At 65.3% G+C, this 21,313-nt stretch carries 18 protein-coding genes; 9 read left to right on the top strand and 9 right to left on the bottom strand.

Annotated features, from left to right (window positions below; all coding sequences use genetic code 11):
* Positions 1-2,169: S8 family peptidase (locus tag ABJO18_RS14515; protein ID WP_348515980.1), on the top strand; the 2,169-nt coding region annotated here is incomplete at its 5' end.
* Between the two features lie 21 nt (positions 2,170-2,190).
* On the opposite strand, the gene ABJO18_RS14510 is transcribed toward ABJO18_RS14515, so the two are convergent.
* Together ABJO18_RS14510 and ABJO18_RS14505 are read right to left on the bottom strand one after the other, a co-directional pair.
* Complete coding sequence (locus ABJO18_RS14510; protein WP_348507114.1) at positions 2,191-2,415, bottom strand: helix-turn-helix transcriptional regulator; 225 nt, start codon at positions 2,413-2,415, stop codon at positions 2,191-2,193.
* A 17-nt stretch (positions 2,416-2,432) separates the two neighbouring features.
* Positions 2,433-3,002: a DUF2975 domain-containing protein gene (locus ABJO18_RS14505; RefSeq protein WP_348507112.1), complete on the bottom strand. Its 570-nt coding sequence runs from the start codon at positions 3,000-3,002 to the stop codon at positions 2,433-2,435.
* Between the two features lie 412 nt (positions 3,003-3,414).
* Between ABJO18_RS14505 and carB the strand changes: the two genes are divergently transcribed.
* Both carB and greA read left to right on the top strand, forming a co-directional pair.
* Positions 3,415-6,675 carry a carbamoyl-phosphate synthase large subunit gene (gene carB, locus ABJO18_RS14500; RefSeq protein WP_348515979.1) on the top strand — a complete coding sequence of 1,087 codons (3,261 nt, stop codon included), beginning with the start codon at positions 3,415-3,417 and terminating at the stop codon, positions 6,673-6,675.
* A gap of 54 nt (positions 6,676-6,729) precedes the next feature.
* Complete coding sequence (gene greA / locus ABJO18_RS14495) at positions 6,730-7,206, top strand: transcription elongation factor GreA (protein ID WP_271188179.1); 477 nt, start codon at positions 6,730-6,732, stop codon at positions 7,204-7,206.
* A gap of 294 nt (positions 7,207-7,500) precedes the next feature.
* Here greA and ABJO18_RS14490 read toward each other — a convergent pair whose 3' ends face one another.
* From ABJO18_RS14490 to ABJO18_RS14460, 7 genes are all read right to left on the bottom strand, one after another.
* A complete protein-coding gene (locus tag ABJO18_RS14490; protein WP_348508476.1) occupies positions 7,501-8,190 on the bottom strand; it encodes a helix-turn-helix domain-containing protein in 690 nt (229 codons plus the stop codon).
* A gap of 715 nt (positions 8,191-8,905) precedes the next feature.
* A complete protein-coding gene (locus ABJO18_RS14485) occupies positions 8,906-11,026 on the bottom strand; it encodes a TonB-dependent siderophore receptor (protein WP_348508475.1) in 2,121 nt (706 codons plus the stop codon).
* A gap of 34 nt (positions 11,027-11,060) precedes the next feature.
* Entirely contained in the window at positions 11,061-11,258 is a 198-nt protein-coding gene (locus ABJO18_RS14480) for a hypothetical protein (protein WP_348508474.1), read from the bottom strand.
* Positions 11,255-12,376 (bottom strand): PepSY domain-containing protein, encoded by a 1,122-nt coding sequence (locus ABJO18_RS14475; protein ID WP_348508473.1) that lies wholly within the window; start codon positions 12,374-12,376, stop codon positions 11,255-11,257. Before ABJO18_RS14475 ends, ABJO18_RS14480 begins: the two co-directional genes overlap by 4 nt.
* A 105-nt stretch (positions 12,377-12,481) precedes the next feature.
* Complete coding sequence (locus ABJO18_RS14470; protein ID WP_348508472.1) at positions 12,482-13,051, bottom strand: M23 family metallopeptidase; 570 nt, start codon at positions 13,049-13,051, stop codon at positions 12,482-12,484.
* Between the two features lie 78 nt (positions 13,052-13,129).
* Positions 13,130-15,268 carry a peptidoglycan DD-metalloendopeptidase family protein gene (locus ABJO18_RS14465; RefSeq protein WP_348508471.1) on the bottom strand — a complete coding sequence of 713 codons (2,139 nt, stop codon included), beginning with the start codon at positions 15,266-15,268 and terminating at the stop codon, positions 13,130-13,132.
* On the bottom strand, positions 15,265-15,660 hold the full coding sequence (locus ABJO18_RS14460) for a BlaI/MecI/CopY family transcriptional regulator (RefSeq protein WP_271188172.1): 396 nt from the start codon (positions 15,658-15,660) through the stop codon (positions 15,265-15,267). Before ABJO18_RS14460 ends, ABJO18_RS14465 begins: the two co-directional genes overlap by 4 nt.
* Positions 15,661-15,769: 109 nt before the next feature.
* Here ABJO18_RS14460 and ABJO18_RS14455 point away from each other — a divergent pair, with 109 nt between their 5' ends.
* The 6 genes from ABJO18_RS14455 to ABJO18_RS14430 all read left to right on the top strand — a co-directional run bounded on the left by ABJO18_RS14455 (position 15,770) and on the right by ABJO18_RS14430 (position 21,010).
* A complete protein-coding gene (locus ABJO18_RS14455; RefSeq protein ID WP_348508470.1) occupies positions 15,770-16,711 on the top strand; it encodes a mitochondrial fission ELM1 family protein in 942 nt (313 codons plus the stop codon).
* A gap of 11 nt (positions 16,712-16,722) precedes the next feature.
* Positions 16,723-17,160, top strand: a complete 438-nt coding sequence (locus tag ABJO18_RS14450; RefSeq protein ID WP_348508469.1) for a sulfur transferase domain-containing protein — start codon at positions 16,723-16,725, stop codon at positions 17,158-17,160.
* A 126-nt stretch (positions 17,161-17,286) separates the two neighbouring features.
* Positions 17,287-18,231: a thioredoxin-disulfide reductase gene (gene trxB / locus ABJO18_RS14445; protein WP_348508468.1), complete on the top strand. Its 945-nt coding sequence runs from the start codon at positions 17,287-17,289 to the stop codon at positions 18,229-18,231.
* Positions 18,232-18,283: 52 nt separating this feature from the next.
* Complete coding sequence (locus tag ABJO18_RS14440; RefSeq protein WP_348508467.1) at positions 18,284-18,859, top strand: TetR/AcrR family transcriptional regulator; 576 nt, start codon at positions 18,284-18,286, stop codon at positions 18,857-18,859.
* A gap of 143 nt (positions 18,860-19,002) precedes the next feature.
* Complete coding sequence (locus ABJO18_RS14435; protein ID WP_348508466.1) at positions 19,003-19,995, top strand: aldo/keto reductase; 993 nt, start codon at positions 19,003-19,005, stop codon at positions 19,993-19,995.
* Positions 19,996-20,116: 121 nt separating this feature from the next.
* A complete protein-coding gene (locus tag ABJO18_RS14430) occupies positions 20,117-21,010 on the top strand; it encodes a LysR family transcriptional regulator (protein WP_348508465.1) in 894 nt (297 codons plus the stop codon).
* The last annotated feature ends 303 nt before the right edge of the window (positions 21,011-21,313 follow it).

The following is a 21,313-nucleotide window of genomic DNA, read 5'->3' as shown; positions in this document are numbered from 1 at the left end:
GGAGGGGGGGCACCGATTGTCCACCCCCCCCCCCCACCTCCGCCACCACCGCCTCCGCCGCCGGAAGCCGAGTACGAAACCGCCGAGTACAACGCCCAGTACGGGCTGGGGATGATCAATGCCTCGCATGCCTATGCCAATGGTGCTTTCGGCGAGGGGATCACGATTGCGGTGATCGACAGCGGGATCGACGACAGCTGGGTCGAGCTGCGCGGCAGCCTTCACCCGGACTCGACATCGATCTGGGAAGAACAGGGCGGCACGCTGGGTGACTATGGATCCAGTCACGGCACGGCGATCGCCGCCGTTATCGCAGCGGCGCGCAACAATATCGGCACACATGGCGTGGCGCCGGACACCACACTCCTGGACATCCGGGTCGATCGCGGCGTGCAGAACACCGAGCTCGGCGGCAATTTCCCGCTCTACACCGAAACCGATCTCGCCCTGTCGATCGACTATGCCGTCAATCACGGCGCCCAGATCATCAGCCTGTCGCTGGCGCGGCCGCCCTCAGCCTATGAGCATGGCGGTGCCCTGATCTACGACGCCCTGCTGCGCGCCGTTGAGGCCGGCGTCCTGATCACGATCGGGACAGCGAACTATTCCGGCGACGTCCCGATCGAGGACCGCACCGTCGGCGACTGGCTTCCCGTGTCCTTTGCCAACGATCCGGCCATGCGCGGCCAGATCGTGGTGGTACCGGCGCTGAACGCCAACAGCGAGCTGGCGAGCTTCTCGGCCCGGGCCGGTATTCTCGCCGACTTTGCCATTTCGGCGGCGGGCGAGAACATCTTTGTTGCGCTGGACGGAAACACATCGACCCATGTGAACGGCGTGTCCTTCTCGGGGCCGCAGATCGCCGGATCGCTGGCACTGCTGATGAGTGCCTTTCCCAATCTTTCCGGCGCCGAAGCCCTGCAGATCCTCTACGACACGGCCCGCGACCTCGGTGAAACCGGCGTCGACGACATCTATGGTCACGGCGTACCGGACATGGCCGAAGCCTTTGCGCCGCAGGGGCAGACGCGCATGGCCTCCGCCTCGGCGGAATGGGTGACGGACCTGACCGCTCTCGCGACTCCAGCAAGCGGTGCCTTCGGCGACTGGGCCTGGAATACCGGCCTGTTCGACGATGCCGTACTGCGCGACGATTATGATCGCGTCTATTCGGTCGCGGCCCTGCTGGATCAGCGGCGGCCGGAGAGCATCCAGACGGGACAGTTCGAGGCGGCTGCGGAGGCGGGGCTTTCCACCGTGCGAACCACAGCTGTGGGCGCATCCGGCGCCCTGACCCTGCGCCAGCCGCCGGCGCGCGTTGATCTCTTTCCCCAGCTGGACGACGAGCTGCAGCGCCGGCAGCCGGCCCTGACGCTGTCCTATCGCAGCGGCAATATGGAAATCGCTGCGGGACACGGTTTCGCCGCGCCCGGCGTGCTGCCCGGTGCCGGCGCGCCTGTACTGGCGCCATCGCTGGAAGCGGGCAGCGGTTTCGCCCTCGGCCTGCAGGACAGCTGGTCGACCGTGCGCTGGGAAGACGGCGCGTTCGGCTTCGTCGTCCGCTCCACGGGCAATGGCGAGCGCGGCGCCCGGTCGGCGGCGATGACCTATGCGCTTGGCGATCAGACGCTGGCGCTGGAGCTGGGCAGCGCATCCGAGACCGGCTCGGCCTGGGGCGGATCCCTGGCCCGGCGCTTCGGCGAGGACGACACGGCCGAGACGCAATTCCAGGCACTTGCCTGGTCCGGTCAGCTCCCCGCCAACTGGCGTGGCTCGGCGCGGCTCGAGCTCGCCCGGAGCGAGCCGGCCCTGCCCGACGGGCTGACCGTCACCCAGACACCGCTGGCAACAGCCTGGTCCTTGGGTGCGGAACGGACCCTGTTCGACGGCACGCTGGGCCTCACGCTCAACCAACCGCTGCGCGCCGAGCGCGGCCGGGTGGCCGGCGAGCTCGCCGTGGGTGTCGATGAGGACTGGAACCTGGTCTATGACCGGCGCGAAGGCAGCCTGACGCCGTCGGGCCGGGAAGTCGCCGGTGAACTGAGCTATCGCTGGTCGCTGGCCGGCGCGACCCTGGCCATGGCCGCGCGCTATGCCCTCCAGCCAAACCATGTCGCCTCGGCCGACAACACGCTGTCCGTCTGGCTGGGCCTGCGCACGCGCTATTGAGGATGGCAGGGACGGACGGTGCTAATCGCCGTGCGTCCGCCGCCGGAACTCAAACAGATCGCCCGGCTGGCAGTCGAGGGCGTCGCAGAGGGCGATCAGGGTGGAGAAACGCACGCCCTTGATCTTGCCCGTCTTGATCATCGACAGGGCCTGTTCGCTGACGCCGATGCGGTCGGCGAGCTCCTTCGAGCGGATCTTGCGGCGCGCCAGCCAGACATCGAGATGGACGATGATCTCGCCGGGCAGGGTCTCGTCCTCATCGCTCACAGGATCAGCTCCAGCTCCTCCTGCTTGCGGCGGCCTTCTGCCAGGATGTGCGCCACCAGGAAGAAGAGCAGCGCCAGGCCGATGGCCTGGACATCGCGCGAGGAGAAGGCGATTTCCAGCGCGTTCGGCACATGCGGGTTGGCGACCGAGAGATAGACGCCCATCACCGTATGACCGGCGGGCGACCACAGCGCGTTGACCAGGCTGGCCAGGGCGAACTGGCGGAAGCCCGTCACGGCTTCGGCCGAGAAATACCGTCCCTGCGCGCATTCGGTGAACAGGCCGCGCAGCCCCCAAAGCCCGTACAGCGTGATCACGACCGGAACGGTGGCGATGCCCGCCGCGCCGAGACGTACAGGCAGGATGAACCAGTCCAGCGACGGCCCGCCCAGCCCGTTGCCGGGCACCGGCCGCTCGAGCATGCCGGACAGGTCGGGCAGCATCCATGCCCCCCAGACCACCAGCGGCTGCAGGGCCATGAGGACCAGCGTGGCCACAGCCAGAAAGCGGCTCAGCCCCCGGATACGGGCATCATTGCGGTGTGCGGCGGGCGCATTATCGGTCACGAACTGCATCCTGAATTAAAGTTTCACTTGAATTTTTTCCGATATTAGTTGAATCGTCGGATATCGGCAATCGGGAGCACCACCGTATCAACCCATACCCCCAGCCGTTGCGGTTCGTGCCTGACTGACCGGGTCTCGCCTTCTCTCACACACCAGGGCCCGGCCGGACCAGTTTCTCCCGATTGCCGATACCCTCCGTTCCGCGACGGTTTTCCGCCTGAAAATGCGGGCTATTTCATATTTAATTCAGTTCGTTACGACCGAACGCACCGAATCCCTCAGTTTCCCCCTCGCCTTCGCTCCGATTCCGCGTTAGGTACCCGCTTCAGCACCAAAACCGACGCGCCTGCACGGCATCCCGACCGGGAACGCCGCGACGGGCGCGCGCGCACGACAAAGAAGGCCCGCGCTGATGCCCAAACGCACCGACATCAAATCCATCCTGATCATCGGCGCCGGTCCCATCGTGATCGGCCAGGCCTGCGAGTTCGACTACTCCGGCGTTCAGGCGGTGAAGGCGCTGAAATCCGAGGGCTACCGGGTCATCCTGGTCAATTCCAACCCGGCCACGATCATGACCGATCCGGAGCTGGCGGACGCGACCTATATCGAGCCGATCACGCCGGAAATGGTCGCCAAGGTGATCGAGAAGGAACGCCCGGACGCGCTGCTGCCGACCATGGGCGGCCAGACCGCGCTCAATTGTGCGCTGGAGCTGAACAAGCGCGGCGTGCTGGACCTGTTCGGGGTCGAGATGATCGGCGCCAAGGCGGACGTGATCGACAAGGCGGAGAACCGCGAGCGCTTCCGCGCCGCGATGGACAAGATCGGCCTGGAAAGCCCGCGCTCGCGCACCGTGCACACTATGGCCGAAGCCGAAGCCGTGCTGCCGGAGATCGGCCTGCCGGCCATCATCCGTCCCTCCTTCACCCTGGGCGGCACGGGCGGCGGCATCGCCTACAATGTCGAGGAATACGAGGCGATCTGCAAAACCGGTCTCGATGCCTCGCCGGTCGATGAAATCCTCGTCGAGGAGAGCATTGTCGGCTGGAAGGAATTCGAGATGGAGGTCGTCCGCGACAAGGCGGACAATTGCATCATTGTCTGCTCGATCGAGAACATCGATCCGATGGGCGTGCACACCGGCGACTCGATCACCGTGGCACCGGCCCTCACCCTGACCGACAAGGAATACCAGATCATGCGCTCGGCCTCGCTGGCCGTGCTGCGCGAGATCGGTGTGGAGACCGGCGGTTCGAACGTGCAATTCGCCGTCAATCCGGAAGACGGCCGCATGGTCGTCATCGAGATGAACCCGCGCGTCTCGCGCTCCTCGGCCCTGGCCTCCAAGGCGACGGGCTTCCCGATCGCCAAGGTCGCCGCCAAGCTGGCCGTCGGCTATACGCTCGACGAGATCGCCAACGACATCACCGACGGCGCCACCCCGGCCTCTTTCGAGCCGACGATCGACTATGTCGTCACCAAGATCCCGCGCTTTGCCTTCGAGAAATATCCCGGCGCCGACAACCGCCTGACCACGTCGATGAAGTCGGTCGGCGAAGCCATGTCGATCGGGCGCACCTTCCATGAAAGCGTGCAGAAAGCCCTGCGCTCGATGGAAACCGGCCTGACCGGTTTCGACGAGGTCGACATTCCCGGCGTCGAGGAAGCGACCAGCGAGGATGCCCGCAAGGAAGCCGTGCGCGCCGCCCTGTCGGTGGCCACGCCGGACCGTCTGCGCGTCATCGCCCAGGCTTTCCGCGAAGGCCTGAGCGTCGCTGAAGTGCAGGCTGCCTCGCTGTACGAGCCCTGGTTCCTGCGCCAGATCGAGGCGATTGTTCACGCCGAGGAAGACATTGCCACAATGGGGCTGCCGGAAACCGCCGAAGGCTTCCGCAACCTGAAAGCCATGGGCTTCTCGGACGCCCGCCTGGCCAAGCTGGTCAAGCGCGAGGAAGCCGATGTGCGCAAGGCGCGCCGCGCCCTGGGCGTGCGCCCGGTCTTCAAGCGCGTGGACACCTGCGCCGCCGAATTCTTCGCCGCGACGCCCTACATGTATTCCACCTATGAGACCCCGGCCTTCGGCAGCGAGACGGCGGATTGCGAGAGCGATCCTTCGGATGCGAAGAAAGCCATTATTCTCGGCGGCGGACCGAACCGGATCGGCCAGGGCATCGAGTTCGACTATTGCTGCTGCCATGCCGCTTTCGCCTTCGGCGAGATGGGCATCGAGTCGATCATGGTGAACTGCAATCCGGAAACCGTCTCGACCGATTACGACACCGCCGACCGCCTGTATTTTGAGCCGCTGACCCTCGAGGACACGCTGGAACTGATCGCCAAGGAACAGGAAAAGGGCGAGCTGCTGGGCGTGGTCGTACAGTATGGCGGCCAGACCCCGCTGAAGATCGCCGCCGAGCTGGAAGCGGAAGGCGTGCCGATCCTCGGCACCGCACCGGACGCCATCGACCTGGCCGAAGACCGCTGGCGCTTCAAGGACCTCCTGGACCGGCTGAACCTGAAACAGCCGCCCAACGCCATCGCCTCCTCCGAAGAACAGGCGCGCGCAGAAGCCGAGAAGCTCGGCTTCCCGCTGGTGCTGCGCCCCTCCTATGTGCTGGGCGGCCGAGCGATGGAAATCATCCGCGAGATCGACAGTTTCGACCGCTATCTGCGCGAAGCCGTGCACGTCTCCGGCAAGTCCCCGCTCCTCTTGGACCGCTATCTGACCGATGCCGACGAGGTCGATGTCGACGCGATCTGCGACGGCGAAGATGTCTGGGTGGCCGGCGTGATGCAGCATATCGAGGAAGCCGGCGTCCACTCCGGCGACAGCGCCTGCTCGCTGCCGCCCTACTCGCTCTCGAAAGAGATGGTCGACGAGCTGAAGGCGGAAGCCGTCGCCATGGCCAAGGCCATCGGCGTGAAGGGCCTGATGAACGTGCAGTTCGCGGTCAAGGGCGGCGAGATCTACGTGCTCGAAGTCAATCCGCGCGCCTCGCGCACCGTGCCCTTCGTGGCCAAGGCCATCGGCCAGCCGGTCGCCAAGATCGCCGCCAAGGTGATGGCCGGCGCCAAGCTGAAGGATTTCGGCCTGAAGGATCCGGCGCCGAAACATATCTCGGTCAAGGAAGCGGTGATGCCCTGGGCCCGCTTCCCCGGCGTCGACCCGGTTCTGGGTCCGGAAATGCGTTCCACCGGCGAGGTGATGGGTATCGACACCATGTTCGAGGCCGCCTTCGCCAAGGCCGAACTGGGCGCCGGTGTGAAACTGCCGCGCTCGGGCGGCGTTTTCATCTCGCTGCGCGAGGGCGACAAGGCCGCCATGGTCGAGCCGGCGCGCGTGCTGGTGATGCTCGGCTTCAAGATTCTCGCCACGGCGGGCACTGCCACCGTGTTCGAGGATGCCGGCGTGCCCGTGACCCGCGTCAACAAGGTATTCGAGGGCCGGCCGCACATTGTCGACCTGATGAAAAACGGCGAAGTCCAGCTGATCTTCAACACGACCGAAGGCCGTCAGTCGCACCTGGACAGCTATTCGATCCGCCGCACCGCCCTGGACATGCGCATCCCGTGCTACACGACAGCCTCGGCCGCGCGCGCCGCAATTCTGTCCTTGCGCCGGATCGATGAAGGAGCGCTTGAACCTGTGGCCCTGCAGACCTACTCTTGATGGTCAACTTCGTGGAGGCTAGCCTGCCTTCCACTCCCGAAGATAAGTGGTCGTATGAACAAGATCCCGATGACCGTCGCAGGGCATAAAGCCCTCGACGAAGAGCTGAAACACCTCAAATCCGTCGAACGCCCGGCGGTGATCGCCGCGATCTCCGAAGCGCGCGAACACGGCGACCTGTCGGAAAACGCCGAGTATCACGCGGCCAAGGAACGCCAGGGCTATATCGAGGGCCGTGTCCAGGAACTCGAGGACAAGCTGGCGCGCGCCCAGGTCATCGACATCGCCAAGATGTCGGGTGACACGGTGAAGTTCGGTGCGACCGTCACGGTGCTCGATGAAGACACCGAAGAGGAAGCCACCTACCAGATCGTCGGCGACGACGAATCGGACGTGAAATCCGGCAAGATCTCCGTCTCCTCCCCCATCGCCCGCGCGATGATCAACAAGGAGGTGGGCGACGTCATCGAGGTCAACGCCCCGGGCGGCCTGAAGAGCTACGAGATCATGAATGTGAGCTGGGGCGGCTAGGCCCCGGCGACATCGCTGAAGCAACAAACCGGCGCTCCGATGGGGTGCCGGTTTTTTTGATGTGGGGTTGGACGTTTCTGCAGCCAACACCATCGTCATAAGTTTTGGATCGCAATCACGGCGATAACTGTAAAGCAAATCACTCCAAAACCTGACGCGTGCGCCCCACAGATGCGAATTGTCGCCGTCTCTATCAAGCGAAAAAGCTTGTCCATCCACGAAGCTCCCTGTGCAATATCGTGCACAAGGTTGCGATACTCCCTCTGTGTTGCGCAAACGCATTCACTCGCAACACTAGTCGAGACCAACCAACGGCTTTAATCTTCCATCTTGCTGAAACATTGCCGACATCTCATTGCATTCGGCTTGATACTCGCCCGGCTTGAACCATCGGCTGACGGTACTAGGCGCCAAGCCAAGCACTTCAGCGGCTTTCCGAATGGAGGGCTTCTTCCCCTGAGCCACCATACTGGCGCCGATCCTGATGGCGCCTTCTCGCTGCCGCCGAGTTCGAAAGGAAGTTGCGAAGTGGGGCTGCGTCCCAACCAAGCGCTCATTTATCAAAACGATCAGGTCTCGATTTGTCTGCCCAGAATCGTTCCAACTGAGCGCCTCCAACGCCAATGCGATCACCCAGTCTATCAGCTTATTTGGAATAGCCTTCCCACGGCTGACCAAGTGTGATTCGCCCCCCTCAATAAGAGTCTTTTGCCTCACAAGTTCCTCTAGAAGTCGCAGCGAGACTTCACTCAATGTTGCCTGATCGGCATCAAGAACTTTCATCAACTCTTCAACGGTGAATCCATATGGCTCGAACTCTGAGCGCATCGCTACGACCGCATCGAACCCGCCCAACGTGGATATCTCAATTTCTGCTTCAGGATTCGATCTACGCAGATGCACGTAGTTTTCAATTGAGGGATTATCCTTGTAAGCGAGACTAAAGGTGTTGAACCTCCCAGATTCATCACTTCCGTAGACCATATCAAATCCAACTCCTCACCAGCGACCAAGAGAACTGCTGAGCCACCTGCTCACCTCGAAGCACACGCCGAAATTCCGCCTCAGGGGTTCAGCCGGGTCAAGGGCGCCTAGCGCTGCGTTGGCCCACTTCCCCATGAAATGGGAAAGAAAGACGCCACCTCCTCAAACCGTCATCCTGACGAAAGTCAGGACCCAGATCACAAGGCCCGCTTCGTCCAGGAAAGGCCCCGCCTCGCTCTGCGACCTGGGTTCCGGCTTTCGCCGGAATGACGCTTCGGAGCGTGCCCGGAGAAACGCCCAGCTGCAGCAGCGCCACGCCTTCAGCGGGAACCGCCCCGCTGACCCTGGATCCCGGCACTGCGGCCTGCTTTCGCAGGCCTCCGGCCGGGAGAAACTCGGGGCTGGTGAAAGACGCGGGCCCTCCCGCTCACTCCCCCTTGAACCACATGCTGGAATTCCGCCTCAGGGGTTCAGCCGGGTCAAGGGCGCCGGTGCCGCATCGGCCCACGTCGCCGCCGGTCGTCGGGAAGAAAAATTCCACACCACAAACCGTCATCCTGACTGAAGTCAGGACCCAGATCACAAGGCCGGCTTTTTCCAGGAAAGCCCCCGCCCCGCTCTGCGACCTGGGTTCCGGCTTTCGCCGGAATGACGGTTCGGAGCGCGTCACCTCACGCACACGGCGAGAGCCTGCCCCACTTGCAGCAGCGTCTTGTCAGAACCGCCGCGTCACGCTCGCACGCACCGTGCGCGGGGCGCCGTAGAAGCAGTTCACGGCGGAATAGCAGCGCGCGACATAGGTCTCGTCGAACAGGTTCGAACCGGAAACCGCCACGCGCCAGTCGGCATAGTCATAATGCACCGAACCGTCGAACAGGGTGACGGACGGGTTGGTGTAGACTTCCGGCGTGAAGGCAGACGGCAGATTGCCGGCGCTTTCAGCCATGTAGCGAACGCCAAGCGAGGCACCGAGACCGGCAAGCCGGCCCTCCTGGATCGTGTAGTCGGCCAGGGCAGAGGCCTGGAAGCTGGGCACGACCGGCAGTTCGGCGCCCAGGTCCGGACCGTTGGAGCGCGTCACTTCGCTGTCGGTCCAGGTCAGGGCGGCATTGAGGCTCAGACGCTCGCGGAAGCGGCCGACGAATTCGACCTCGAAGCCGGAGACTTCCACTTCACCGGTCTGCACCTGGAAGCTTTCGCCCGCAGCGTTCTGCGGATCCGGCGTCAGCACATTGTCCTGCACCAGGCGATAGACCGCTGCCGTCGCGAGGACGCGCGTGTCCGGACCCAGATCCGGCTGGTATTTCACACCGGCTTCCACCTGTTCGCCACGCGTCGGGTCGAAGGCCACGCCATTGCGGTCGGAACCGGCCGCCGGCTGGAAGCTGCTCGCCCAGGAGACGTAGGGCACGAGGCCATTGTCGAACCGGTAGGCCAGGCCCGCTGTCCAGGACGTGTCGTCATCATCATGATCGATACCGGCCAGGCGCTGTTCGGTCTTCACCCAGTCATGACGCACGGTCAGCGTGGCGATCCAGTTATCCAGCCGCGCCTGGTCGACAAGGTAGAGACCGGTCTGCTGCTGCAGGGTGCTGTCGAAGGGCGCAGTCGGCAGGTCGGCGATGGTGTGGCCATAGACCGGATTATAGATGTCGATGGTCGGGATGCCGGCGAAGGAGAAGGCCGAGGCGCCGATATAATCGTATTCGCGCCAGTCCAGACCGCCGGTCAGATCATGCTCGATCGCACCGGTGGTGAAGGTGCCTGCCAGCCGCGTATCCACCGACAGCGTGTCGACATCCTCGTCGAAGGAGAAGGAATAGCGGCTCACCGTGCGATAGTCGTCCGGCGTGCCGTCGAAGTCGGCATCGACGAAACCATTGCCGCCAATGCCGCGCTGGATGGATTCCAGATCCGTGTATTTCAGGTTCTGGGTGAGCGTGATGCCGCCCTCGAATTCGTGGGAGAACTCATAGCCGACGCCGTAATGCTCGCGCTCGAAGCGGTTATAGCGGGTCTCGCCCAGATTGGCATCGACCGGGATCGGCCCGTTGGGATTGGGCGTCAGCGTGCCCTGGGACGGGAAAAAGCCCATGCCGTCACCATAGATGCCGTCATCCTGATAATAGGCCAGCAGGGTCAGCGTGGTGCGCGGCGAGGCCTGCCAGGTCAGGGCCGGCGCGATATAGGTGCGGTCGGTCTCGACACCGCGCGTCTGGCTGCCGCCTTCGCGGTAAAGGCCCGTCAGACGCGCCGAGACCGTGTCCGACAGGGCGCCGGTGACATCGCCATTGATCTGCCAGAGATCCTGATTGCCGACTTCCACACCGATCTCGCCACCGAATTCCTCACGCGGACGGCGCGAGACGATATCGACCAGACCGCCCGGCGGGGTGAGGCCGTAGAGCGCTGCCGACGGGCCGCGCAGGATGCGCACTTCTTCCGCGCCGTAGAGATCGAGGCCGGTATTGGCGATCGAGCCGATCGAGCCGCGCGTGCCGTCCAGGAATTGCACCGGTTCGAAACCGCGCATGGTCAGCCAGTCGACGCGCATGTCCGGGCCGTAATTCTCGCCCGTCACACCGGCCACATAGCGCACGGTCTGGGAGAGATTGTTCCAGTCGAGCAGGTCGATCTGGTCGCGCGAGATCAGCGAGACCGATTGCGGCGTCTCGATCAGCGGCATGCCGGTCTTGTTGGCGGCTTCCGAGCCGAGCGGCACATAGTCCGGCGCCGTGACGACGATGACATCCTCATCGGCGGACTGGGCGAAAGCGGGCGCTGCGGCAACGGCACCGATGGCGGTCGCGGCAAGGCAGAGGGAGCGGAAGGTCATGGGGGTGAGCTTTCTGTCGTCTTCTTGGGGGAGGTCATTGCCGCCGCCGGGCACAGGCCCAGACGATGGCGATCAGGGGCACGGCGAGGCCGGCCCAGGAGAGGATGTCGCTGAAACCGTCGCCGGCCAGCGCACTGACAAGACCGACCAGGCTGAAAATGCCGATCAGTGCAGGCATGACAAAGATCGCGCCGAGGCTGCGGCGGCGGGGTCTGGCGGCAGCGCGGCTCATGCTTCGGCCTCCGCCATCAGCGTGCGCACCGGCCGCTTGCGGCGGGCCAGCCAGAGATAGATGCCCGAGCCGAGCACGACGATCGTCACCAGATCCAGCAGCGCCCAGAGGATCTTCATCGGCAGGCCGCCATAATCGCCGAAATGCAGCGGCTGCGAGAGCAGCAAGGCCTGCATGTACCAGGGCATGGGGCGGATATCCGTCAGCTCGCCGGTCACCGCATCCACCAGGCCCACCGTCAAAAGGCGCTTGGTCAGCGGCGTCGCGCCCTGCAGGAAGACCGCATAGTGGTGATCGGTGGAATAGAGCCCGCCGGGAAAGGCCACGAACTGCACCCGCATGCCCGGCGAAGCTGTCGTCACCGCGTCGATCGCGCCCTGGATCGAGCCCAGTTCGGCCGGCGGCTCGGCCTCGCGATAGCCTGCCGTCATCTCGCCCAGCTGGGTCGCCTGCCAGGTCGCGGTGATCGGTTCGGAGAAAGCGTTGATGACGCCCGTCAGCCCGACCACGCTCGCCCAGGCCAGGGTGACGATGCCGAGGAGATTGTGCCAGTCGAGCCATTTCACCCGGCGGCTTCTGGACACCCGCAGCGTGCCGAAATCATGCTTGCGCATGAAGGGGGCGTAGAGCACCACGCCGGACACGATGGCGACAACAAAGAGCGCGCCCATCGCCCCCAGGAAGAACTTTCCCGGCAGACCCAGGAACATGTCGATATGCAGCTGGAGGATCACCGCCATGATCCCCTCTTCCACCGGCGGCGGCACAAAATCCGCCGAGCGCCAGTCCAGCGACATCAGCGTCATCTGCCGTTCCGGCGCGTCATAGGAAGGGCCCGAGGTGACATTCACCACCGGCCGGTCCTCGTCGAAACTCATGAACAGGCCGACCTCGCCGGGCCGCGAGGCCAGCGCCTCGGCGAGCACCGTGTCGAGACTTTCCAGCGCGTCATCGCCGGGCAGGTCCGGCATGACGTAGTCCTCGCCGGCGAGATGTTCGATCTCGTGATGGAAGATCAGCGGCAGGCCGGTGACGCACAGCATCAGAAGGAAGAGCGTGCATACCAGGCTCGACCATTTGTGCAGCCAGGACCAGATCTGGATGGTGGATTGGGACATACGCGCCTGGGCACCGCCGGAGAATGCAACTAAGTCGCATTCCGCATACTGCACCCGGGCCTGCGCAGCAAGCAAGCGCGCGCAGCGCCATCCTGTCGCAGGGCTTCAGGAGCCGCTGCCGATGCCCGGAATATGCCGTGACGGGTCGCGGGCGATACCGTCCTGCCGCACTTCGATATGCAGGTGAGGTCCGGTCGCATTGCCGCTCGTGCCGACATCGCCGATATGCTCGCCGCCGTCGAGACGGTCGCCGGCCGCCACATGGACGGCCGAGAGATGGGCATAGAGCGTGATCCAGCCCTCACCGTGATCGATCACCACCGTACGCCCCCAGGCCGCCGATCCCTGATAGCCGAAACCGGCATGGATCACCTCGCCGGCGCCGGCGGCCAGGACCGGGGTGCCGTACTGTGTGGAGATGTCGATGCCGGAATGATACCGCCCGCCGCTGCGGGCGGCACCGAAGCCGGAATAGACGATGCCGGACACGACGGGATAGCTGAACAGGACACTCCCCGCCGCAGCCGCGGGCGCGGCTTCCCCGGTTTCCGCACCGGGCACGGCGATCCCGGCCGGGAATGTCGCCTCTGTCTCAGGCGGCCGCGGTGTCTGCGCGCAGGCCGCCAGCAGGCCCAGCGCGCCGAGTAAAACTGTGTGACATGAATGATGCGCCAATGGCATCTCTATGTCCCATCCATGCTGCCATGATGTAGCACATCCTACACCATGACAGCACGGCGTGCAGACCGGACGCTAGCGAAGGCCCGGAAGATAGTCGGCCGGATCGATCCGCTGGCCGTTCTGGTGCAGCTCGACATGGACGTGGGGTCCGGTCGAGCGGCCGGTCGAGCCGACACGGCCGATCTGCTGACCGGAGGACACGCGGTCGCCGACCGAGACGTCAAACCCTTCCATGTGGGCATAGACCGTCTGCCAGCCATTGCCGTGATCGATCGCGACGGTATTGCCCCAGGCGGCCTCACCGTTGAACCCGGCCGCGGCATGAACGACCACGCCCGGTCCCGGTGCCACGATCGGCGTGCCGCGATCGGCCGCGATATCGACACCATGGTGGAATTGCTGCGCCCCTGCCGGACGCGCCGGACGGTCGCCATAACGGCTGCTGATCCGGCCATGGGCCACGCGGTGGGTCAGCGACGGAGCCGGCGCCGTCACAGGACGCGGCTCGGCGCGGGGTTCGGCCTGCGGGGCCGGCCGGACCTGACGGACCGGGCTGGGCTCAGAAGCGGGTTCGGCATGCGGCGCCGGATGCGGCTCGGGCGAAGGCTCGGACACGACCGGCGCGGCCGGAGCCTCGCGGCGATTGATCTTGGGTTCGCCGGACGTCTCGCGCTGTTCCTGCAACGCGGTCAGCTCCGCCAGTTCCCGCTCCATCCCCAATTCCTGGAGATAATAGTAGAGCAGGTGGAAATTGCTCTCCGCCGGATCGTCGGAATAGACCGCACGGGCATAGCCCAGACCGTCCTCGAAGCGGCCGGCCTGGCCATAGGCCTGGGCCAGCATCCGCATGAAGCGCAGATCGGGCTCGTCCTCGCCCAGCGCAGCCTCGAGCGCTTCCGCGCCCGCCTCGGCATCGCCGTCCGCAATCATCAACTGGGCGACATTGATGCGCAGATTGCGGCTGCCGCCTTCATCCATAGCACCGGTATCGATCGCGCCCTGCCAATCGGCAATCGCCGCGTCCGTCTGACCGAGCTCATAATGAGCCCGGCCGCGCATCTGCAGCGCGATCGCCCGGTCATGAGCCGAGCTGCCGGGCGCATCGACGATTGCTGTCACCTGATCGATAGAGGCCTGCCAGTCCTCGTCCTGCTGGGCATCAAAGGCGGCCTGCATCGGCGCCTGCGCGTCCTGTTCGGGCGCGACATGCTCAGCCGGTTCGGCGACGATGCGCCGTTCCGTGATCAGCGCCTGGGCGCCGGCGACCGGCAGTCCGGCAGCGAGGATTGTGGCAGCCAGCCAGGCCGCGCGTCCGCGCCGGCTGGCGGTTGAAGTCATGATGGCCTTGATCCGCATTTCACGATGTCTCCTGTCGTGAGGGCCGAAAGCAGACGCCGGCGGCGCCGCGATCCGCATGGTTTCGATCAGCGCGGCCGCATAGGCCTTGCGCCGTGCGCCCCCCAGCGCCTCCAGCGTGTCGCGGTCGCAGGCGATTTCCCGCGCCGCATTAAGCTCCCGCTCGATCCAGCGAAGCGGCAGATTGAACCAGAAGAGCGCAATCAGCGCGGCACCGACGAGACGGTCCCGCTCGTCGCCGCGGCGCAGATGGCTCAGCTCGTGTGCCAGCGCAAAGCGCAGCGCATCGGCGCGCGACAGCATCGCCGCCGGAACCAGCACGACACCCCGCCAGCCGGTCAGGATGGGCGACGCCGTGTCGGGCCCGACCCGCATCTCCGGAGCACTAACGCCGATGTCCTCGGCAAGCGCCTCGAGCGGCCGGCGCTCCTCGCAGCTGGCGGGACGGCTGGCCGCAATCATGCGACGCCGCGCCAGGTGGCGCAGGCCCGCTAGTCCCAGGCTGACCACAAGACCGGCCAGGTAGAGCGCCAGAATGGTCTGCGTCGGGGACGGCAGGGCCGGCAGCACGAACCCGCCCGCCTCGACCGCAAGCGGCAACGGGCCTGTCACTTCGGCAAATTGTGGCTCGAAAACCAGCGCTGCGCCGCCGGCGGTCACGGTCTGCGGCACGGCATAGATCATGGCCGCCAGCGGTACCGGCAGCAGGGCGACCAGCCGTGCCGCGCGCCACAGCGCGATATCGGTATCGGCTTCGCCGCGCCGCTGCAGCCGGGCGAGCGCCCAGGCCGCGCCGCCGGCAATGACCGACAGGCCGCCGCCGAGCAGGAGCGCATCAATCAATCCGCCGATCATGCCTCGTCCTCCCCGCGCTCCGCTTCATCGGCCTGTTCGAGCAGGCGGGTCAGCGCGGCGGCTTCCTCCTCGCTGAACAGGCGGCTCGACGCGAAAGCGGTACCGGGCAGCGGGCCGTCCATGTCCAGGACATTGGCAGCAAACTCGCGGATCATCCGGCTCATCATCGAGACTTTCTCGACCTTGGCGGTGAAGACCGACAGGCCGTGCACATCCTTGCGGCGGATCAGCCCTTTCTCGGTCATCCGCGTCAGCAGCGTGCGCGTGGTGGAATAGGACCAGCCGGTATCGGCCGAGATCGCGTCCTGCACCTCGCGGGCGCTTTGCGGCCCGGCATTCCAGAGATGCTTGAGAACGGCCAGCTCGGCCTGGGAGGGCGGTGATGCAGACATGCGGTTACTCCAGCCTTGTCGCGCTACATATGTCGCATGTTGTTACACGTGTAGCGCAGCCCGTCAACCGGCCTTGACGCGATCCCGCCCGCACCGTCTAAGTCGGAACATGTCCGAACCGTCTTCCACCCTTCCGCCATTGACCATCTGGGTCGTCTCGGATGGCCGCCGCGGCATCGAGAACCAGGCGCTCGGCCTGGCCGAAGCCGTCGCACGCGAACTGGACAATCCGACACGGATCGAACGCGTGACGGTGCGCAAGGACGGTTTCGTCACCCTGCCCGCCAACTCGCACCCCGATCTGTGGATCGGCTGCGGGCGCGCCGCCGTCGCCGAGGCGCGGCGCCATCGCCGTGTCTTTGCGGACTGCTTCTTCGTCTATGTCCAGGATCCGCGCGGCCACTATTCGAGCTTCGACCTGATCGTGGCGCCCGCGCATGACCGGCTGCGCCGGGACAATGCGCTGTCGATGATCGGCTCGCCCAACCGCATAGCAGCGTCACAACTGGATGAGGCCAGGGCCCGGTTCGCAGACGAGATCGATGCGCTACCGGCACCGCGGGCCGCCGTGCTGATCGGCGGGGCCTCCAAGCGCTACCGCATGACACCGAAGATCGGCCGCTATCTGGAAGAGCGGATCGCCGGCCTGCTGGACCAGGGCGTCGGCGTCATGGCGACCGTGTCGCGGCGCACGCCGGACACGATCCGCAAACGGCTCGCCGAACGCTTCGGCAGCGATCCGCGCGTCTGGTTTTTCGATGGCGAGGGCGACAATCCCTATTTCGCCTTCCTGGCCGCCGCCGACTGGATCTTCGTCACGGAAGAATCGACCAACATGATCCTGGAAGCGGCAACGACCGGAAAGCCAGTCTACCTGCTGGCGATGGACGGCAAGCCGGGCAAGTTCTCGCGCCTGCACGCCGCGCTGACCGCGCAGGGTGTCCTGCGCCCCTTCCTCGGCACGCTTGAAACCTGGACCTACCCGCCGCTGGACGAGACGCGCCGCATGGCGCACGCCGTCATCGACCGGTGGCAGCCCGCACCGCAATGAGGTTCCCCTTCATGTCATCCCCTTCCAACGACCCGGTCGTGTGCCGGCACGGCCATATCGCCCTGGCCAGCCAGCCCCGCGAAGCCGATCTCGACAGCTGGGCCGAAGACGGTGTGGCGCTGGTCGTCAATTCGCGCACGCCGGAAGAGACCGCCGCCCTGCCCTTCAACCTCGCCGACGCTGTCGCGAGCCGGGGCATGCAATACGTCGAGCAGCCGATCGGCGGCCCCTGGGGCGCATCGCCGGAGCTGACCGTGCGGCTGGGCGCCCTGCTGGCAGCCAACCCGGACAACGGCATCGTCCTGCATTGCCGCAGCGGTACCCGCTCGGCCCATCTCTACGCCGCCTGGCTGATCCAGGAAGGCGAAGCGCCGGAAACCGTATTCGAGACAATGGGCTGGCCGGGCAGCCGCGACATGGCGCTGGTGCAGGCCCTGCTGCCGCTTTGACCTGCATGGCCGGTCTGCAGCAGGAGAGGCGTGCACGCCCGGCGGGACTCTCTATATAGGGGTCCGATCACATCCAAGAGACACCGCGGCACAGGCCTGCCCGCAAGACTGACCAGAGGTTTTTTCATGTCCGACACGCGTCACGAACGCCTGATCATCATCGGCTCCGGCGCCGCCGGTTATACGGCTGCCATCTATGCCGCCCGCGCCATGCTGAAACCGGTCCTGATCGCAGGCCTGCAGCCAGGCGGCCAGCTGACCATCACCACGGATGTCGAGAACTATCCGGGCTTTGCCGACGTCATCCAGGGCCCCTGGCTGATGGAGCAGATGCGCGAGCAGGCCGAGAAGGTCGGCACCGAGATGATTTCCGACATCATCGTCGAGGCCGATCTGAAAACCCGTCCCTTCGTCCTCAAGGGCGATAGCGGCACGACCTATACCGCCGACAGCGTCATCATCGCCACCGGCGCCCAGGCCAAGTGGCTGGGCATCGAGAGCGAGCAGAAATTCCAGGGCTTCGGCGTATCGGCCTGTGCGACCTGCGACGGTTTCTTCTACCGCGGCAAGGAAGTCGTGGTCGTCGGCGGCGGCAACACGGCGGTCGAGGAAGCGCTCTTTCTCACCAATTTCGCCTCCAAGGTCACCCTGGTGCACCGCCGCGACAGCCTGCGCGCCGAAAAGGTGATGCAGGACCGTCTGTTCAAGCACGAGAAGATCGAGGTGGTGTGGGATTCGGTCGTCGAGGAAGTGCTCGGCGACGAGGATCCGCCGGGCGTCACGGCCGTGCGCGTGAAGAACGTCAATACCGGCGAGACGACCGACATCCCCGCGCACGGTTTCTTTGTGGCGATCGGCCATGCACCCGCCACCGAGCTCTTCCTCGACCAGCTGGAAACCAAGGATGGCGGCTATCTCGTCGTCGAGCCGGGCACGCCGAAAACCTCCATCCCGGGCGTATTCGCGGCCGGCGACGTCACCGACGACGTCTATCGCCAGGCCGTCACGGCCGCCGGCATGGGCTGCATGGCTGCGCTCGAAGCGGAACGCTATCTGGCCTCCCAGGAATAGGCCGCCCATCGGGGCTCTGGACTTTTGAGCCCCGATCGCGCCTGCTGGCCTCATGAACGCTCCGCTCGCCTCCACCCGCGAAAAGCTGATGCGGTCGGCGCTGGAACTCGTCGCTGAAGACGGTTTCTCCGCCGCCACGACCGCCGCCATCGCCAAGCGTGCGGGCGTGGCCGAGGGCACGCTCTACCGGCATTTCGACAGCAAGGACGCGCTCTTCGTCGCGGTCTATTCCGGCATCAAGGAAGCGGTCTACCGCAGCGTCATGGCGGAGACCGACGATTCGGGCAGTTTCCGGGACCGGTTCCGGCAATTATGGCGTGGCGTCTGGAATGCCTACCGGGCGGACCCGGCTGCCTTCACCTACGGCCAGCGTTTTTCGGAGTATCCGCTGTCGGACCGCGACAGCACACCGATCCATGACGGCTTCGTGCGCCATATCCGCACGCTGATCGAGGACGGTCAGGCCCGCGGCGAGATCAAGGATATTCCCGGAACCGTGCTCACGGCCTTCTTCTTTCCGCCCATGGTTTCGATGCTGAAGCAGGCCAATGCCGGGCGCGACTGGACCGCATCCGAAATCGACATGGCAATCGAGACCGCCTGGGACTCCTGGCGCCTGAACCGCTAGACTACCTGGACCGTTATGATGACCGGCAGGACTTGCGCGTTCTCATCGGGCGCCCCATATGTGAGTGAGCGCTCACGTCAAATATACGCGTCCGCACTACAACACGATCCATCAAACCTCATCTCCACCAGGGGGAGACCATCATGCAGACACGCGAAATCGGACATTCCGGCATTTTCGTAAACCCGATCGGCCTGGGCTGTATGGGCCTGTCGGAATTCTACGGCCCCGCCGTCGACACGCGCGACGGCGTTGCCCTGCTGCACGCTGCAATCGACGCCGGCGTCAATCACTTCGACACGGCCCAGCTCTACGGCATGGGCGCCAATGAGCGCCTGCTGGGCGAAGCCTTCCACGACCGCCGCGACAAGGTGGTAATCGCCACCAAGTTCGGCCCCGTGCGCGACAAGGAAACCGGCGCGTTTCTGGATGTCGACGGGTCGGAGGAAAACATGCGCAGCGCCATCGAGGAGTCGCTGCAATTCCTCAAGACCGACCATGTCGATCTCTACTACCTGCACCGGATCGATCTCAAGCGCCCGATCGAGGAAACCGTCGGCGCCATGGCGAAACTGGTCGAGGAAGGCAAGGTCCGGGCGCTGGGCTTGTCCGAAGCCTCCGCCGAGACGCTGCGCCGGGCCAATGCGGTCCATCCGATCAGCGCGCTGCAGTCGGAATATTCCATCTTCAGCCGCGATATCGAGGACGGGCCGCTGCCGGCGGTGCGGGAGATCGGCGCCTCGCTGGTCGCCTATTCGCCGCTGGGCCGGGGCCTGCTGACCGGCCGCTATACCCAGGACCACAAGCCGGCGGAGAATGACTTCCGCCAGGGCGCCCACCAGCCGCGCTTCGCGGAAGGCGCATTCGAGGCCAATCTCGCCCTCGTCGAGGAAGTGAAGACAGTGGCCGGCGAAGTCGGCGCGCATCCCTCACAGGTCGCGCTGGCCTGGGTGCTCGCCCGCGGCGAGGATATCCTGTCCATCCCGGGCACCACGAAACTCGCCAATCTGGAGATCAATCTCGGGGCAGGCGCCGTGGAGCTGAGCGAAGCCCAGACCGAGCGCCTCGACCGCCTGGCGGACGATGTAAAGGGCGGCCGGTATCCCGAAGCGCGGATGTCGAATATCAACGCCTAGACGCGCCCCACAAGCGGCGGAGCCGGCCCGGTGCCGGCTCCGCCGCAATTGTGCATTCGCGATTTGTGCCCATACAGATAGACTGCCCCGGGGAGATGCCGATTCCGGGGAGACGCAGGGCATGGACTGGGACAAGCTGAAGACCTTCCATGCCGCGGCACAGGCCGGGTCCCTGACCCGTGCCGCCGAAATGCTCGGCCTGTCGCAATCGGCCGTCAGCCGGCAAATCGCGGCGCTGGAGGACGATCTCGGTGTCACCCTCTTCCACCGCCATGCCCGCGGCCTGATCCCGACCGAGCCGGGCAATCTGCTTTACGAGGCCGCCCGCGAGATCCACGGCAAGGTCGCCGTCGCCGAGGCGCGCGTGCACGATGCCCGCGACGAACCGTCCGGCGAACTCAAGGTGACAGCACCGACCGCGCTGGGCGCGATCTGGCTCGCCTCGCGCCTGTCGGAATTCCACGACCAGTATCCCAATATCCGCATCCGGCTGATGCTGGACGATCACGAGCTCGACCTCGCCGGGCTGGAGGCGGAGGTCGGCATCCGTCCCTGGGCCTCGACGCAGAACGATCTCGTCCAGCGCAAGCTGCTGGCCGTGCGTCAACACCTCTATGCCAGCCATGAATATCTCGAACGCCATGGCCGGCCGCAGACGCCCGAGGACCTCGACGATCATTCCATCATCCATTACGGCCCGCCGCAGCTGGCCCCGATCCCGGGTCTGGACTGGGCCGCCAAGGCCGGCCGCGAACCGGATGCCCCACCACGCCCGGCCGTCGTCGAGGTCAATACGATCTATGGCGTGATGAAGACCGTCGAGGCCGGTATGGGAATCGCCGCCCTGCCCGACTATGTCGCTCGCGAGAACCCACGCCTCGAGCGCGTCCTGCCCGATCTGGTCGGCCCCGATTTCGAAGTCTATTTCGTCTATCCCAGCGAGCTGCGCGGCTCCCGGCGCATTGTCGCCTTCCGCGATTTCCTGATCGAACAGGCCCGCCGCTGGCAGAGCTGACCACACTGTGACCAAATCGGCCGGAATGCATGGCAAGAATGTGTTCTTGCCGCGTTTCTGCATGGCCGACATGCCCGCATGGCTCTGGTCGCTATTTCGCAACTGCGGCATAAGCCTTGCCAACGCGGCGGCGACGTCGCGCTCTCAGATCCCCCATCTGAGTTCTGCATACCCGTCTCCTCCCCATACGGTATGCACTTCGCGCCGGGCCCCGTCTCCTCCCCTATCGGGTCCGGCGCCTACCCTTTTCGGGCTACCCCGCCCGCAAACTTCTCTGGCGCCCCGGTCTGAAAAGACCGGCGC

Origin of the sequence: Maricaulis sp. (assembly GCF_039978735.1) — a bacterium.
GTDB lineage: Bacteria > Pseudomonadota > Alphaproteobacteria > Caulobacterales > Maricaulaceae > Maricaulis.
Note: the sequence above shows the minus strand (reverse complement) of the source record. Positions and strands in the feature narration are given on the sequence as shown.